This is a genomic window from Thermococcus aegaeus (assembly GCF_055393685.1).
In genome coordinates, this window is the sequence record NZ_AP042464.1 from 268,332 (window position 1) to 283,365 (window position 15,034).

The 15,034-nt window shown below is 43.4% G+C and carries 16 protein-coding genes; 11 read left to right on the top strand and 5 right to left on the bottom strand.

Annotated elements, in window-relative coordinates; all coding sequences use genetic code 11:
* Positions 1-46 precede the first annotated feature (46 nt).
* The 5 genes from ACZ5NL_RS01475 to ACZ5NL_RS01495 are packed head-to-tail and all read left to right on the top strand — an operon-like array spanning position 47 to position 4,265.
* Positions 47-850 carry a UbiA prenyltransferase family protein gene (locus ACZ5NL_RS01475; protein ID WP_464842574.1) on the top strand — a complete coding sequence of 268 codons (804 nt, stop codon included), beginning with the start codon at positions 47-49 and terminating at the stop codon, positions 848-850.
* A gap of 2 nt (positions 851-852) precedes the next feature.
* Entirely contained in the window at positions 853-1,779 is a 927-nt protein-coding gene (locus tag ACZ5NL_RS01480; RefSeq protein ID WP_464842575.1) for a lysylphosphatidylglycerol synthase transmembrane domain-containing protein, read from the top strand.
* Positions 1,757-2,908 carry a glycosyltransferase family 4 protein gene (locus ACZ5NL_RS01485; RefSeq protein ID WP_004066193.1) on the top strand — a complete coding sequence of 384 codons (1,152 nt, stop codon included), beginning with the start codon at positions 1,757-1,759 and terminating at the stop codon, positions 2,906-2,908. Before ACZ5NL_RS01480 ends, ACZ5NL_RS01485 begins: the two co-directional genes overlap by 23 nt.
* Positions 2,905-3,618, top strand: coding sequence for a creatininase family protein (locus ACZ5NL_RS01490; RefSeq protein WP_042699402.1), 714 nt, complete (start codon positions 2,905-2,907; stop codon positions 3,616-3,618). Before ACZ5NL_RS01485 ends, ACZ5NL_RS01490 begins: the two co-directional genes overlap by 4 nt.
* The gene (locus tag ACZ5NL_RS01495; protein ID WP_225806871.1) at positions 3,615-4,265 is read left to right on the top strand and encodes a hypothetical protein; all 651 of its coding nucleotides are present in this window, start codon (positions 3,615-3,617) and stop codon (positions 4,263-4,265) included. The genes ACZ5NL_RS01490 and ACZ5NL_RS01495 overlap by 4 nt, the downstream gene beginning before the upstream one ends.
* 93 nt (positions 4,266-4,358) lie before the next feature.
* Here the strand turns inward: ACZ5NL_RS01495 and ACZ5NL_RS01500 are convergent, their stop codons facing one another.
* Positions 4,359-5,201, bottom strand: coding sequence for a universal stress protein (locus tag ACZ5NL_RS01500; protein WP_464842576.1), 843 nt, complete (start codon positions 5,199-5,201; stop codon positions 4,359-4,361).
* A gap of 99 nt (positions 5,202-5,300) precedes the next feature.
* Between ACZ5NL_RS01500 and gcvT the strand changes: the two genes are divergently transcribed.
* Entirely contained in the window at positions 5,301-6,494 is a 1,194-nt protein-coding gene (gcvT, locus tag ACZ5NL_RS01505; RefSeq protein WP_464842578.1) for a glycine cleavage system aminomethyltransferase GcvT, read from the top strand.
* Between the two features lie 4 nt (positions 6,495-6,498).
* Here gcvT and ACZ5NL_RS01510 read toward each other — a convergent pair whose 3' ends face one another.
* Both ACZ5NL_RS01510 and ACZ5NL_RS01515 read right to left on the bottom strand, forming a co-directional pair.
* Positions 6,499-7,323 (bottom strand): DMT family transporter, encoded by an 825-nt coding sequence (locus ACZ5NL_RS01510; RefSeq protein ID WP_464843516.1) that lies wholly within the window; start codon positions 7,321-7,323, stop codon positions 6,499-6,501.
* A 40-nt stretch (positions 7,324-7,363) separates the two neighbouring features.
* Complete coding sequence (locus ACZ5NL_RS01515) at positions 7,364-7,927, bottom strand: cyclase family protein (protein ID WP_464842579.1); 564 nt, start codon at positions 7,925-7,927, stop codon at positions 7,364-7,366.
* Between the two features lie 131 nt (positions 7,928-8,058).
* Between ACZ5NL_RS01515 and ACZ5NL_RS01520 the strand changes: the two genes are divergently transcribed.
* The gene (locus ACZ5NL_RS01520; RefSeq protein WP_464842580.1) at positions 8,059-9,324 is read left to right on the top strand and encodes an adenosylhomocysteinase; all 1,266 of its coding nucleotides are present in this window, start codon (positions 8,059-8,061) and stop codon (positions 9,322-9,324) included.
* 188 nt (positions 9,325-9,512) lie between these two features.
* Here the strand turns inward: ACZ5NL_RS01520 and ACZ5NL_RS01525 are convergent, their stop codons facing one another.
* Entirely contained in the window at positions 9,513-10,787 is a 1,275-nt protein-coding gene (locus ACZ5NL_RS01525; RefSeq protein WP_464842581.1) for a hypothetical protein, read from the bottom strand.
* 168 nt (positions 10,788-10,955) lie between these two features.
* Between ACZ5NL_RS01525 and tsaA the strand changes: the two genes are divergently transcribed.
* From tsaA to ACZ5NL_RS01545, 4 genes are read left to right on the top strand one after another with little or no spacing between them, the layout of a single operon-like run.
* Positions 10,956-11,342, top strand: a complete 387-nt coding sequence (tsaA, locus tag ACZ5NL_RS01530; protein ID WP_464842582.1) for a tRNA (N6-threonylcarbamoyladenosine(37)-N6)-methyltransferase TrmO — start codon at positions 10,956-10,958, stop codon at positions 11,340-11,342.
* A gap of 35 nt (positions 11,343-11,377) precedes the next feature.
* A complete protein-coding gene (locus tag ACZ5NL_RS01535; RefSeq protein WP_464843517.1) occupies positions 11,378-12,214 on the top strand; it encodes an alpha/beta hydrolase in 837 nt (278 codons plus the stop codon).
* Between the two features lie 20 nt (positions 12,215-12,234).
* Entirely contained in the window at positions 12,235-13,161 is a 927-nt protein-coding gene (locus ACZ5NL_RS01540) for a hypothetical protein (protein WP_464842583.1), read from the top strand.
* Entirely contained in the window at positions 13,161-13,952 is a 792-nt protein-coding gene (locus tag ACZ5NL_RS01545) for a DUF2268 domain-containing putative Zn-dependent protease (protein ID WP_464842584.1), read from the top strand. Before ACZ5NL_RS01540 ends, ACZ5NL_RS01545 begins: the two co-directional genes overlap by 1 nt.
* On the opposite strand, the gene ACZ5NL_RS01550 is transcribed toward ACZ5NL_RS01545, so the two are convergent.
* The gene (locus tag ACZ5NL_RS01550) at positions 13,949-14,968 is read right to left on the bottom strand and encodes an adenylosuccinate synthetase (RefSeq protein WP_464842586.1); all 1,020 of its coding nucleotides are present in this window, start codon (positions 14,966-14,968) and stop codon (positions 13,949-13,951) included. The two genes, ACZ5NL_RS01545 and ACZ5NL_RS01550, sit on opposite strands and share 4 nt — an antisense overlap.
* Positions 14,969-15,034 lie beyond the last annotated feature (66 nt).

Genomic DNA, 15,034 nt, shown 5'->3' on the forward strand with positions numbered 1-15,034 from the left:
AGAGGCCTTAAGCAGAATCCTAAGAACTTTTAGTGGAGGGATTGCAATGATTCAGGCGATAGTCAAGAATACGCGAATAATGGATGGGAGATCATTCATTGGCATGGGTCTTTTGGGTATGCTTGTAAGCTTCAAAAACAATCCCGATGTCGTTGATGCTCTCCTGTTTGTGGTTTCGATAGTGTTGTATGTAGCTTATGCATTTGCTATAAACAACTGTTTTGATGTTGACACCGATTCACTAAATCCTCAGAAAAAGCATAAAAACCCTATTGCAAGCGGGGAATTAAGTTTTGAAGCTGGCTTCATTACTTCCTTGGCTATGATACTTTTGGGAGGCATGCTTGCATACTTTGTGTCGCGCCCCGCTTTTATTATTTATGCCACAATGGCCGTTTTAGCTACCCTTTACTCAGCCCCACCAAGGCTTAAAAGTATCCCCATAGCGGATATTATCTCCCATGGCCTCTTTTTTGGGGCACTACCGTTTATCTATGGGGCATATTTTGATGGAGCACTAAACAAAGCCGAAATGCTCGTTGCAGTATCTCTCTTTATATATTCCCTAGCAATGGAACTTAGAAACCATTTGGAGGACTACGAGAGCGACCAGAAGGCCAACCTGAAAACAACACCTATATTGCTGGGAAAGAGCACCTCAGAGAGGTTAGTTAACATCTTTTCAGCGGCAGCATTGGTTATCCTGCTGAATTCCCTGTACTACCCCGCCGGAATGGTTGGAATTGCAGGGGCCATAGTGTTAAATAGAAAGATAAACTACAGAATCTGGGATAGTGCCATAGTATTAATCCTCGCTATCTACGCCGTAAAGGCCATATCAGGTGTTTAGAAATGAAAAAGAAGGCTTTAAGAAGGACTTTTAGTCTTGTGGCTTTTTTAATTTCTTTAGCTTACCTCTACAGGAGCGTTGATTTCAAAGAGCTTATCCTCGCAATAAGTGAAGCAAACTATGAATATCTTCTCCTATCCCTTCTTTTGTCAATTTTTACCGTTTTGCTTGGCGCACTGAGGTGGTACCTAATCCTAAGAAAAGTTCAAAAAGCAAGTTTCAGAAAAACCCTTCAGGCCTTTGTAAGCGGGTACTACTTTATGGCGATCCTCCCCCCAACGTTAGGACATATGGCAAAGGTGAAGCTTGTTGGAGGAGATTACTTTGCGGCCCTTTCTTCTCTTGCCTTTGGAATGGCCACTGAACTAATTGTTCTCCTTTCCTTCGGTTTGATATTCCTTGGCTTCACAAAGCTGGGTCTCCTAGGAATAGCAATAATACTAATCGCTTTTATTTACGATAAAGCATTCCACAAAGTCGCGCTCACCTTTTTCAAGCTCTGGGAAAATTTGGGTGCCAAGAGAATCTCAAAGACACTCAAAGGATGGTGGCACCGGGGCTACTCAGGCTGGACAAAGGCAAAAGAAAGCAAGGTCAGCTTTGCCACCGCATTTTTGATTTCATTCGCCATAATAGCTCTCCAGGTTTTTGGATTAATCCTTGTAGGAAAAGCCTTTTCACTGGAAATCTCAGTCAAGGAGGCGTTTTATGCGTTCCTTATGAGCGTTATCTTCGCTTCCCTCAGTGGGATACCTTCCGGAATTGGAGCCAATGAGTTTGGCATCCTTGTAGGAATCGGCCCATCAACAAAAGGGGCTTTGACGGCATTCCTTTATAAATTCCTTTTTCAATATGAATATTCAATAATCGGCGCATTTGTGTTTTACAGACTCCTAGGTGGTGAACATGAAGGTAGCATTGGTCAGTGACTGGTATTATCCCAAAATTGGGGGAGTAGCGGCCCATATGCACAATTTGGCCATAAAGCTCAGAAAAAGAGGGCATGAAGTAGCGATAGTTACAAACAACAGAACCACCGGAAAAGAAGAGGATCTTGAGAGATATGGAATAGAACTTATAAAAATTCCCGGGATTGTGAGCCCTATTTTGGATGTAAACTTAACATATGGGCTAAAGTCCTCAGAAGAGCTCAACGAATTTCTAAAGGACTTTGATGTAATTCACTCTCACCACGCATTTACCCCCCTCGCTTTAAAAGCAGTTAAGGCCGGAAGGGCAATGGGAAAAGCCACTCTGCTCACAACACACAGCATCTCTTTTGCCCATGAATCGAAGCTCTGGGAGGCCTTAGGATTCACAATTCCTCTTTTCACAAGCTATCTAAAGTATCCCCACCGAATAATAGCGGTGAGCAAGGCTGCAAAGGCTTTTATAGAGCATTTTACTTCAGTTCCAATCTCAATAGTGCCCAATGGGGTTGATGATAAACGTTTCTTCCCTGCGAAGAATAGGGAAGAGATAAAAGCCAAGTTCGGACTTGAGGGCAATATAGTGCTCTATGTGAGCAGAATGAGCTACCGCAAGGGGCCCCACGTGCTTTTGAACGCCTTTTCCAAAATAGAAGATGCCACCCTTGTAATGGCCGGGAGTGGAGAAATGCTCCCCTTCCTAAAAGCCCAAGCCAAGTTCTTGGGGATAGAAGACAGGGTTGTATTTATGGGATATGTGCCGGATGACGTCCTTCCAGAGGTTTTTAGAATGGCAGATGTATTTGTACTACCATCAGTATCTTCGGAAGCATTTGGCATAGTTGTCCTTGAAGCCATGGCTTCTGGAGTACCAGTTGTAGCTACAGACGTCGGTGGGATACCCGAAGTAGTTAAAGAAAATGAAGCCGGCCTTCTTGTACCTCCAGGAAATGAACTTGAGCTGAGAGAGGCAATCCAGAAGCTTTTGAACGATGAAGAGCTAAGAAAGCAGTATGGAAGCAAGGGAAGAAAGGCCGTTGAGGAAAAGTATTCCTGGGATAAGGTCGTTGTGGAAATAGAAAAGATTTATGAGGAAATTCTCTCAAATATCCAGAGGGGAAATTCATGAGAATGGAGAGGCTGACATGGGAAGAATTTGAAATGGCAAAAGCCAAAGCATCCGCTATTCTTCTCCCCGTGGGCAGTGTCGAAGCTCATGGAAAGCACTTACCTTTAGGCACTGATGTCTTTGCCCCCCTTGAAATTGCAAGGAGAGTTGAAAAAAAGCTGAAGGATAAAGGAATGGAGATTCTAGTAGCGCCTCCAATCTGGTATGGGCACAGCTTTGTGCTGAACGTTTATCCGGGAACCATAAACGTGAAAGCAGACAGCTTGAGGAGATACGTTAGGGATGTGCTGAGTGAATTCGCAGAGGAGGGCTTTAAAAAGATAATCCTATTAAATGGGCATGGTGGAAACGTCTATCCACTTGTAGAGGCAAGTGAAGACGTTGCAGAGAGTTATGATGTCGAGATTGTCCTCATAAACTGGTGGATGGACTTCAGAAAAGAAATACTTGAAATATGTTCTTCCCAAGGACACGCAGGAGAAGATGAGACCTCAGTAATGCTTGCAATAGCCCCAGAACTCGTCAAAATGGAGAAAGCAAAGGGAGAAAAGAAGATTTCTCCAGTTAGAGTAATAAGGAGAGACATAGGGTTTGAGCTTTTCCCGGACGGAGTCAATGATAATCCCCAAGGAGCAACAAGAGAAAGGGGAGAAAAGATTTTGGAAGTAGTTAGTGATAAAATATCAGAAATCCTGGAAGGAGTGCTATGAAAGAAGTCCTAAGAGAGATCGATACAAGGATAAAAAGACTTGAGGCTGAGATAGAGCTAATAGAAAGCAGGCTGGAGTTTTTGGACAAAATCGGGGCTAGTTCCAAGTATAAACTCCTGGAAAGACAGCAGAGCGCTGGCGAAATATATATACTGTTCTTCATGCTCTGGGGCTTTATAGGGCTGGTGCTCCTCTTATACCTCAAATATAAGTATGCAGAGGTGCTGCCGTTCTCGCTAACCCCCTATATTCTTTTGATGGTTATTTTAATCCTCTTACCCGCTGTGTACTATGCAATCCCCTCCAGAAAACCCGAAGAAGAAACCCCGATGGACTACCTCAATAAAAGAGAAAGGATGGCACGTCTGCTCATAAATCGCTTTTACAAACCTCTGAAAGAGGCCCTCGAAAAAGACGACAAAGCCAAGTTAAAAGAGCTGGCAGAATATATAAGCGTGGGGGAGCTTGCAAGAGCTGCGGAAGAACTCAATGAGGGCAATCCAAAGGCCATGGCATATGCCCTCTACATTTACCTTGCCAGGGATACCGTAAGTCCTGAAGAAATCCAAGAGGCCGTGGCACTTGTAAAAAACAAACCCTTAAAGCTACTGCTTTCAAAACTGCTTGAGGACTCGAGCAGGCAATGAAAGGTTTTTAAACTCAAGGGAAAAAGAAAGAATAACCGATGATGGCAACAGGGTAGCTACCGAATTTGATGTGGAAGCCGTTCCAGTCTGAGGTTATTCACACGGCACTAAAAGGACAGGGAGCTTTGAGTCCCTAACAACCCTTTCTGCCGTGCTTCCGAGCAGGAGGTCTTTTAGAACGCTCCTACCCTTTTTACCCACGACTATGAGCGAACAGTTTTTAGCTATAGCAGTGCCCAGTATGGAGTGGGAAGCTATTCCTGTAAGCACCTCCGTCTTTACAGGGACTTCAAACACCTTCGCGAATTCCTCAAGCTTTGTCTTTGCGTTCTCAATGTTCTTCTCGAGCTCCTCTGGCTTTCCGTAGTCCACGACATGGATAAGGGTTACCTCCTCAATGAGCTCTTCAAATTTCTTTACAGCGTTTACAACCTTTTCAGAGCACCCAGAGAAGTCCAGTGCAACTAGGGGTCTCCTGAATATCTCCGTACAATTGGAGAGGCATTTAATTTTCTCTTCTTCCTCATCCCATTCGTATTTTACAACTAAGACCGGTTTTTTAGTTGCCCTAACGAGGTTTGAGGCGGTACTGCCGAGAAGCATTTGCCTTAGGATATTTTCACCTTTAGATGGGACAACAATTAAATCAACATTCTTTTCTTGGGCTATTTCAGCTATTTCAAGCGAGGGTATCCCAATTTTTACAATGGGCTCAACATCAATTCCCTTTTTTCTCATTTCTTCGGCAAGCTTATTTAGCTCCTCTTCGTCTATTCTCATGAGTTCTACTGCCTCTATATCCGTGGCTGTTATATCGACTACGTGAACCAGGTACAGCTTCTTGGCTCCGAGTTCAAAAAGCTGGGGAATGCATTCTCTGAGGCCATGTATAGAAACTTCGGAAAAGTCCGTTGGAAAGAGTATTTTTTCAAACATGATACCACCTAAATATATATTGTCATGGAGGTATTTAAGCCTTTAAGAAGAAGGAAAACATTATATTTGAGATAAGCTTTACTTTATGGCGGTGATACTATGAAGAGGGTACACATTTTCGACTGGCACAAAGAACATGCAAAGAAAGTTGAAGAGTTCGCAGGCTGGGAAATGCCCATCTGGTACTCAAGCATAAAAGAGGAACACCTTGCCGTTAGGAATGGAGTTGGAATTTTTGATGTCTCTCACATGGGAGAAATATTCTTCAGAGGAAAGGACGCGCTCAAATTCCTTCAATACGTGACTACAAACGACATCTCCAGGCCCCCTGCAATAAGCGGAACCTATAGCTTAGTCCTCAACGAAAGGGGAGCGGTGAAAGATGAGACCCTTGTCTTCAACATGGGAAATGACACTTATATGATGGTCTGCGACAGCGATGCCTTTGAAAAGCTCTACGCATGGTTCACATCAATTAAAGGGGCAATTGAGCAGTACACAAAGCTTGACCTTGAGATAGAGAACAAGACCTATGATATGGCAATGTTCTCGATTCAGGGACCAAAAGCAAGGGATCTCGCTATGGATCTCTTTGGAATAGATATAAACCAGCTCTGGTGGTTCCAGGCCAAGGAAGTCGAGCTTGATGGAATCAAGATGCTCCTCTCAAGAAGCGGTTACACTGGAGAGAACGGTTTTGAGGTTTATTTTGAGGACGCAAACCCATACCATCCAAACCCGGAGAAGAGAGGAAAGCCAGAGAAAGCCCTATACGTATGGGAGAAGATTCTCGAGGCCGGGCAAAAGTACGGCATAAAGCCCGCTGGACTTGGCGCTAGGGATACCCTAAGGCTTGAGGCAGGGTACACCCTCTACGGCAACGAAACGAAAGAGCTCCAGCTCTTGAGCACTGACATCGACGAGGTTACACCGCTACAAGCAAACCTTGAATTTGCAATCTTCTGGGATAAGGAGTTTATAGGAAAAGAAGCACTGCTCAAGCAGAAGGAGAGGGGACTCCCAAGCAAGATGGTGCACTTCAAGATGGTTGATAAGGGAATACCAAGAGCGGGCTACAAGGTATATGCAGAGGGCAAAGAAATTGGAGAAGTTACAAGCGGAACGCTTTCTCCGCTCCTTGGAATAGGCATAGGTATAGCGTTCGTTAAGCCAGAATACGCAAAGCCCGGAGTGGAGATAGAAATCGACATAAGAGGGGACAAAAAGAAGGCAGTAACTGTCGCTCCTCCATTCTACGACCCCAAGAAGTACGGAGCATTTAGGGAGGAGTGATCTCCTATTTCTTTCCTATTATTATTCCCCCAACTATGAGGATTAAGCCAGCTATAGTTGATGGTGCTATTTCTTCTCCCACCAGGAAATGAATAAACACGAGGGACAAAAAGGGGACAAGATAGGCTAAGTTTGACGCAAAGGAGACATCACTTTCAATTGCTTTATACCATAATAGGAACGTCACCCCCATCTCAAAGAGCCCTACATAAACGGCACCCAAGAGAGGCATGGGGGAAGGAATAACGAAGCTCTTAGTGGCTATAACCATTGCCGAGATGTAGATAAATCCAAAGAAGAAGTTCCAAAACATCTTCTCAACCAGAGGTCGCTTGTCTTTAAGGTTCAACGTCCAGTACAATGCCCATATAAACGCACTTCCCAGGCCGAGAAAAACTCCAAGAGGGTCTGAAAATTTCAGGCTGAGGAGGTTACCCCTTGTTGCGACTACCAAAGCCCCAATAAAGCCCAGTACCAAGCCGAGAAAAGTTCTCAGCGAAATTTTCTCCTTTAAGAATAACACAGAAAAAATCACAAGCATGAGGGGCCAGGTGTAATTCAACGCCTGCGCCTCCTGAGCGGGAAGTCGAGAATATGCAGCGAAGAGAACCATATAATAGAAGAAGGGATTTACTGCCCCCAGGTATACAGAAGGGGCCGCATTTCGAAGCGAGAACCTCTTGCCATATATAAACGCAAAGAGGATAAGTGAAGTGAGAGAAGCGTAAAAAAGCAATTGCAATGGAGTAAAATAAGCCAGGGAAAGCTTAAATGCACTCGCAACCGTTGACCACAGCAACACCGATGCTATTGCATATTTTTGACTCATAATCCTCACTATCAATGTGGAAAGAGGAATAAAAATTTTTCTAAAGGAGTGCAAAAGCTCTAACGGGACTTCCTGAACCATTTTTGATTTTTAAGGGAACTCCAAAGAAAGTAAACTCTTTTCCAATGAGTTTTTCGAGGTTAGCCAAATTCTCGAAAATAAGAATTTCATTGGAGAGCAAAATTTTATGCACTTCAAAGCCCCCTATGGTTGGATTGTCAATTCCTACGGCCTTAATGCCCTTCTCCACCAGATATCTTGCTCCCTCTTCACTGAGGTAAATGTCTTTTCCTCCAGTGTAGAAGAAGACCATCTCTTCTACCATTTTTATGTCTCCGGGCTCTATGTTTCCCTGTAGGTAAGAAACGTCAATAACTACTCCTCTCCCAATGAACTTTTCCAGCGGCACTTGATCTATTGTCGCTCCATGGGTAATGAAATGCGCCGGAGCGTCAACGTGCGTCCCGCTGTGCTCCCCAAGAAAGAGGGCGTTCATATAATAGCCGTCCTTCTCGATAGTAGCCCATCTTTTCACCTCAACCCTTGGGTCGCCCGGGTATACAGGAGTCTCTTCGCTGAGTTCAAGGGTTAAATCAATTATCATCCAACCACCCCAATATGCAGGCTTTGTAAATGGCAACCTTTAAGTATGAGCTTTTCACTCCAGCTCAGCAGCAACTCAGCTTTAATAATCACCTTTTTAACTCTTTAACCTTATCCTCAAAAGGTGATGTTATGGACTGCACAAAAGATTACTGCGTAAAGGACATTTCCCTCGCACCGGAAGGAGAGAAAAAGATCGACTGGGTTTCGAGGTTTATGCCCGTTCTCCAGCACATAAGGCAGGAATTTGAGAAGGAAAAGCCTTTCAAAGGAGTTAGAATTGCCGCAACCCTCCACCTCGAGATGAAAACAGCCTTCTTGCTCCTAACATTAAAAGCCGCCGGAGCCGAGGTATCAGCAACCGCAAGCAATCCCCTGAGCACTCAGGATGACGTTGTTGCAGCTTTAGCCAAGAATGGAGTGAAAGTATATGCCATAAGGGGAGAAAGCAGAGAAGAGTACTACGAGTTCATGCACAAAGCCCTCGATATAAAACCAAACATTATTATAGATGATGGAGCGGATATGGTTTCAACGGTCTTAAAGGAGAGACAGGAGCTAATACCGGAAATATGGGGTGCAAGTGAGGAAACAACCACTGGTGTGATAAGGCTGAGGGCAATGGAAAAAGACGGAGTTCTCAAGTTCCCAATTATAGCAGTTAATGACTCATACACCAAATATCTCTTCGACAACCGCTATGGAACGGGCCAATCAACGTGGGACGGGATAATAAGGAGCACAAACCTCCTTGTTGCAGGTAAAAATGTTGTTGTGGTTGGTTATGGCTGGTGTGGAAGAGGAATTGCCATGCGTGCAAGGGGACTGGGAGCTACGGTCATAGTGGTCGAAGTAGACCCAATCAGGGCATTAGAGGCAAGAATGGACGGGTTTTTAGTTATGCCAATGAGAGAAGCGGCTAAAGTTGGTGATATCTTTGTAACTTCAACCGGAAACATAAACTGCATTAGGAGAGAGCACTTCGAGGTAATGAAGGACGGAGCAATAATGGCAAACGCCGGTCACTTTGACGTGGAGATTTCAAAGCCCGATTTGGAGAGCTTGGCGGTTGAGATTAACAACCCAAGACCCAACATAACAGAATACAAGATGAAAGATGGTAGAAGACTGTATCTCCTCGCAGAGGGAAGACTCGTAAATCTAGCTGCCGCTGATGGACATCCAGCAGAGATTATGGACATGAGCTTCGCTTTGCAGGCAAAAGCAGCAGAGTACATCAAGGACAACCGCGGAAAGCTTGAACCCAAGGTCTATGTCCTTCCAAGAGAGATCGACGAAATGGTCGCGAGGATTAAGCTCAAGGCCATGGGAATTGAGATTGAAGAGCTAACTGAGGAGCAGAGGAGATACTTGGAAAGCTGGGAGCACGGGACTTAAGGCACTATTTTGTTGCTTCTGGTTTTTATTTTCCCCATAGAAGTTGATGCTCAAAAAAGAAACAGAGGTTGTGAGCACATCTTCAAAGTGTTCTCCGTAATCAGCTATCTAACAGGATGCAATTGAACTTCCTGCAAAGAAGGGTAGCAGGAGAAGCAAAAATACAAACAACGAGCTACTCATTGAGGCTACTCCCCTGTAATTTGGTAAACGTCCATCCTTCCGTCCTTATACAACAGGGCAACGAATCTATCCCACGAGTACATGCCAGCTACCACAGTGTCGTACGGGACGATCCATACTCCTTTAGGAGTAGGCTCAAGAACCTTATGAAGTCCCCCTTCAAATCTGTAAAAAACAAGCCGAAAGGCTATTGATCCATCGCTGAATCTTGTGTACCTAGTCTCATAGAGCAAAAACCCGTTCCCACCAGCTCCTAAAATACTCAAAACTTCTCTTGAATTTAAAAATTCTGGAACTCCATCACACTTACTTGAATTTATAGGAGAAATAGAGATCGATCTTTCAGAAGAAACACACAATGTGTAAGGTATTCCTTTATAAACTGCAATTCCAGAACCCGCAACCTCAAGCTTTTTAACCAAGTCAAGGGTGGTTAAATTTATTACCAGAATATCTGAAGAATACAGCCTCTCAACATTCATACTGCCCCCTGAAAAGTCAGGGTAAGACAAACTTGTTTTTCCCAAATTGGCCGTTGAGATAAAGAACATCCCCTTATGAACTTTGTAATCCCATATCCGACCATAAAATCTAAAAATGCTATGCCTTTTTGAATTGAAGATCACTACATATTTTGCCCTTTCATCCTTTAAGAACACAGCGTAAACCCTGTTTGGGAGTTCCAAAAATTTCAAGAATGTTCCGTTAAACTTCAGAATCTCTTTTCCATTTACTAAGATTGTATCTTCTTTGATCTCAATAACATCGCGAGATGTTTTGAACATGATCGAAGGAGAACGTAGCTTTTCCAGATGCAGGGTTTCATAGTAAAAATTATAAGATGTCCCATTTACCTTAAGGTACGCTTCCAAATTAGATAGATATGCCTTTTCCACATCTGGAATCAAGTATATCCTCTGCAAACTTGTTAAATTATAAACTTCAAAAGTACCGTTTAAGAATAGTATGAGCATGTCCTTGTAACCGGCCATTTGTGCCCCTGCAATGAGATCATCAACCCTAATGCGTGAGGTTTTTGAACCATGATTAATTACTATCGTGTCATCTATTATGAACTCTATCAAGTTCCTCGAGGAATTTTCATAAGATGTTAGTACCCCTGGAATAGAGAGCACTTTCCTAACATCGCTTACTGAGAAAGATGTATTAACAACCACCGGATTGTAATACTCTTCTCCAGTTTCTTTCTCCACAGTGACCAAATAGACCAGAACTATCAAGACCCCTAAAATTAAAAAAAGTGATAAGATTTTCTTCACTCCCTCCCCCCCAAGCATGAGGACATTTTCACAAATAATAAGCACTCAAAACATATAAAATTTACCATTGGAAAAAACGAAAAGATAAAGTAAAAACAACAAACAATAAAACAAAGTAAAAAAGAAATTTTTTATATAACCATCAGAAACAAAAGATGGGTACTTAAAATGGAAAAATTCAAACTAGTCCCAATTGGCCAAGTTCATAAAGACAGCGAGACTTTCCTCGAAATCTACTCAGAGTTTGCTGAAGCTATTGAGGGGCTGAAAGAGGGCGATTGGATAAAGCTTATCCTCTGGTTCCACGAGAGTGACACACCCGAAAAAAGAAGAACCCTAAAAGTTCACCCGCGAGGAGATCCAAGGAATCCTCTAAGGGGAGTCTTTGCCACACGTTCGCCGGTTAGACCAAATCCCGTTGCCATTTACACCGTGAAGATTGTTAAGATACAGGGGACGAGAATCTTTATCACTGAGATAGACGCCTTTGATGGTACTCCTATAGTGGATATAAAGCCCCTCGTGAAAGAGCTTGACTGTCCGAAAGGGATTTAAGTTTCTTTTGTTATCTCTCTTTTTGGGTGTTGGGTTTGATATACAAGGCAAAGTTCGGAACCCCCGAAAAAGGGTGGGTAATTCTAGTTCATGGCCTTGGGGAGCACAGTGGAAGATATAGCAAGCTAATAAAAATGTTAACTCAAGAAGGCTTTGCTGTTTATACCTTCGACTGGCCAGGACATGGAAAAAGTGGGGGAAAGAAGGGTCATGCAAGCATAGAGGAAGCAATGGAGATAATTGATTCCATAATTGAAGAACTAGGCGAAAAGCCCTTCCTCTTCGGTCACAGCCTTGGCGGATTAACAGTGATACGATATGCGGAAACAAGGCCAGATAAGATAAGGGGCGTCATATCTTCTTCTCCAGCCCTTGCCAAAAGCCCCAAAACACCAAGCTTTATGGTTGCCCTCGCCAAAGTTCTCGGAAAAATAACCCCTGGTCTGACGCTTTCCAATGGTCTTGACCCAAAGCTCCTCTCAAGGAATCCCGAAGCAGTTAAACGCTATGTCGAAGATCCCCTAGTCCACGACAGGATTTCGGCAAAGCTTGGTATGAGTATCTTTGACAACATGGAGCGTGCACACAAAGAGGCCCACAAAATAATGGTGCCTGTACTTTTGCTTGTTGGCACGGGGGATGTAATAACCCCTCCAGATGGAGCAAGAAAGCTCTTCGCGGAGCTTAAAGTGGAGGACAAAACACTGAAAGAATTCAAAGGAGCTTACCACGAGATTTTTGAAGACCCCGAATGGAGCGAGGAATTCCACAGGACAATAGTGAAGTGGCTTATTGCTCATTCTTCCACTAAAGAAAAAATCGGGCTTAAAAACGAGGTAGACTCTGCTTTGGCCGTAGAGAGTGGCCAATGAAAAGTTAAAAGATGATGTAAATGAAAAAACTTGTCTTAGAGAGCTACGAAACAAAAATTTTCGTAAGAGTATTTCTGGGGTTCCTAACGCTTTTTATACTCATTATAGCCTCAGTGCTTTTCTCACTCATAAGAGGTGGGACCTTAAAGAAGAGCTTCTTTGGAATGATAGCATATCTGCTATTTGCCCTCATCTTGATCAGCTTGCTGGTTTTCTCTTTAAAGAAACTGAAAGAGGAAGCTAAAAAAGCTAGTTTACTGGCAGCGAATACTATGTTCAAGAAAAATCGCATAGTCTTTCCCCACGAGCTTGAGTTCGAGTACGGGAGAATTGAGTTTTCCACGTATCTCAATAGAGAGCACCCAAGAAAAAGATTTAAGGTTCTAGAAAAGAGAAAATCCTCAGTATTTGAATTTCCCGATGAGGAGTTCAAACTTGTAGGTGATTATGACAGAGGCTTTGCAAGTTTCCCAGCAATTAAAATACTGACAAAGCCCTATGAAAGAGCGGCAATTCTCTTTATGACAAATAAAGGGGTAATAGCTGGCAAAAGCATCCTCACGCCCAAAATATTGGAAGAAACTCTGAATGTCGAGGTAGAAGCACGGGGAAAAGAGATAGCAGGAAGATTCTATAATCTCACAACCGGGAGACGAAAAGTAGATGTTGTTATAAGTGCCCCTGAAAGCCCTGAAATTGCTGTGAAAATAGCTGATTCCTCCGTTCAAGAGTTTAGGTACTCTCTGCTTCCAGAGGAAAGAATCGTAATATTCAGCACGTATGAAAGTCTGAGCATAGCCAATTTGTTGAAATGTCTAAACCTATCAAGAATTGCCCTTGGACATGGAGAGTTTTTATTAACCTTTAAACTATCAAAACCCAAAGCAAGAGAGTTACTCACATACAAACTTAAAGTCGAACTTAGAGAAGAAGGCTGGGGAGTGTAATGCTAATCGACACATTTTCATCTTTCCTCAAACATTGGGACGGCAGTATAGATAGTTGGATAGAGTACATCAAACAGTATCCAGAGCTTTTTGAGAAGATTAGATGGGACTATGAAAGATACAAAATGGACTGGCGGGAATTTTTAGGAGTTCTTTCAAAAAGAAGTGTTGATGAGCTCAAACTCGCTCACAGAGCTCTCTTAAATGCCCTTCCCAAAGTTGAACGGAAGATTAGAGAATACTTTGAGGTCAAGGATTACAACATTGTCATTTACGTCGGCCTTGAAAATGGTGCCGGCTGGGTAACGGAATTTATGAGAAAGCCCTCAATTCTCTTCGGTTTAGAAGCAATAGCCGAGCTTAATTGGTATGATAAGCTTGAAGGATTAATCGCCCACGAGTTCGGTCACTTAGTTCACTGGCTTTTAAGGGGAGAGAATATAGAGAAACTTGAAGACGAGCAAATGTTCTGGCTTTATACAGAGGGGTTCGCCCAGCGAGTTGAGGATTTAATAATTGGAAGGCCTTGGCACTTTGAGGAGGAGGGATGGTTCGAATGGTGTGAAGAGAACGAAGCTCTCCTCAAGCAGGAGTTTCTAAGGAGAATTAAAGAGAAAGAGCCTCTAAATCCATTCTTCGGCTCATGGTATGTACTCTTTGGAAAGCAGTTCTTGGGCTACTATCTGGGTTATAAATTTATCCGCTGGCTTGAAAGGGAGTATTCTCTTGAAGAAATTGCAAAGCTTGAAAAAGAAAAGATCAAAAGCAAAATCCTAGAGTTTCTACGCTAAATGTTCTCCCTTAAGTCAATGATGTGCTCCAACTCTGGCCCGGTCTTTATAAGGCCCACTGGCACCCCAACTTTTTCCTCTATTTCCGCAATGAAGTCTTTTGCCCTCTTTGGAAGCTTGTCAAAATCAGTCACTCCAAAGGCTTCCTTATCGTACTTGTCTATCATAGTCACTGCCAAAATTGTCGCACCGTTAATCCTTGCAGAGTACCTTGCGAATTCAAAGTCAAACCATCCTACTCTTCTTCTCCTTCCGGTAACTGTGCCGTACTCGACTAATCCCAGTCTATCAGCCTCTTCTTCACTCATCTCCGTTGGGAACGGCCCTGCCCCAACTCTCGTTGGAAAGCTCTTGAAAACCACTATAACATCATCAACCCTTGTTGGGCCTATTCCAACGTCGCTTGCTATAGCCGATGCGGAGGTGTCTTTTGACGTAACGTAGGGATAAGTGCCGAAATAGAGGCTTAAGCCAAACCCCTGCGTTCCCTCCACCAAAACGAGCTTTCCATCATCGAGGGCATCGTTAACTTCAGCCGCAACGTCTGTTAGGTATGGTTCAAGTTCCTTAATGTCCTTTACCTGCCTAGCCTTCCTTAATGCCCTATCCGCATTCGCTGGACCACAGCCAGAGCCGGTAGTTCCTATCTTTCCATGGAGATAGCCGTTTGTTCTATCAAGTTCCTTATGCTTTGGCTCTATTACAGTACAGCGATAATCGATGCCCACTCTATCTTTAACATTGAAATCTTTCAGGTGCTCAAGTTCATGGAAGAAAACCTCTGGATCAACCAGAACTCCAGCCCCAACCAAAAGCCTTGCATCTTTGTTCATAAAACCCGTGGGAAGCTGTCTTACCGCATACTTCTTTCCGTTTATAAAAACGCTGTGCCCTGCGTTTGTTCCTACTCCGCCCCTTGCTATGACCTCTGGTTTGTCATGCGTCGCAAGATAAGCGATTATCGACCCTTTCCCTTCATCTCCCCATTGACCACCAACAACAATGTAGCTTGGCATGGCTCCTTACCCATAGTTAAGAGAATGACACCTTTAAAACAGTTTCGGATGAGGTAAACGACGAAA

Excerpts from the sequence above, each read along its gene's own strand:
- ACZ5NL_RS01475 (WP_464842574.1), top strand. The coding sequence starts at position 47 with ATGATTCAGGCGATAGTCAAGAATACGCGAATAATGGATGGGAGATCA.
- ACZ5NL_RS01480 (WP_464842575.1), top strand. The coding sequence starts at position 853 with ATGAAAAAGAAGGCTTTAAGAAGGACTTTTAGTCTTGTGGCTTTTTTA.
- ACZ5NL_RS01485 (WP_004066193.1), top strand. The coding sequence starts at position 1,757 with ATGAAGGTAGCATTGGTCAGTGACTGGTATTATCCCAAAATTGGGGGA.
- ACZ5NL_RS01490 (WP_042699402.1), top strand. The coding sequence starts at position 2,905 with ATGAGAATGGAGAGGCTGACATGGGAAGAATTTGAAATGGCAAAAGCC.
- ACZ5NL_RS01495 (WP_225806871.1), top strand. The coding sequence starts at position 3,615 with ATGAAAGAAGTCCTAAGAGAGATCGATACAAGGATAAAAAGACTTGAG.
- ACZ5NL_RS01500 (WP_464842576.1), bottom strand. The coding sequence starts at position 5,201 with ATGTTTGAAAAAATACTCTTTCCAACGGACTTTTCCGAAGTTTCTATA.
- gcvT (WP_464842578.1), top strand. The coding sequence starts at position 5,301 with ATGAAGAGGGTACACATTTTCGACTGGCACAAAGAACATGCAAAGAAA.
- ACZ5NL_RS01510 (WP_464843516.1), bottom strand. The coding sequence starts at position 7,323 with ATGAGTCAAAAATATGCAATAGCATCGGTGTTGCTGTGGTCAACGGTT.
- ACZ5NL_RS01515 (WP_464842579.1), bottom strand. The coding sequence starts at position 7,927 with ATGATAATTGATTTAACCCTTGAACTCAGCGAAGAGACTCCTGTATAC.
- ACZ5NL_RS01520 (WP_464842580.1), top strand. The coding sequence starts at position 8,059 with ATGGACTGCACAAAAGATTACTGCGTAAAGGACATTTCCCTCGCACCG.
- tsaA (WP_464842582.1), top strand. The coding sequence starts at position 10,956 with ATGGAAAAATTCAAACTAGTCCCAATTGGCCAAGTTCATAAAGACAGC.
- ACZ5NL_RS01540 (WP_464842583.1), top strand. The coding sequence starts at position 12,235 with ATGAAAAAACTTGTCTTAGAGAGCTACGAAACAAAAATTTTCGTAAGA.
- ACZ5NL_RS01545 (WP_464842584.1), top strand. The coding sequence starts at position 13,161 with ATGCTAATCGACACATTTTCATCTTTCCTCAAACATTGGGACGGCAGT.
- ACZ5NL_RS01550 (WP_464842586.1), bottom strand. The coding sequence starts at position 14,968 with ATGCCAAGCTACATTGTTGTTGGTGGTCAATGGGGAGATGAAGGGAAA.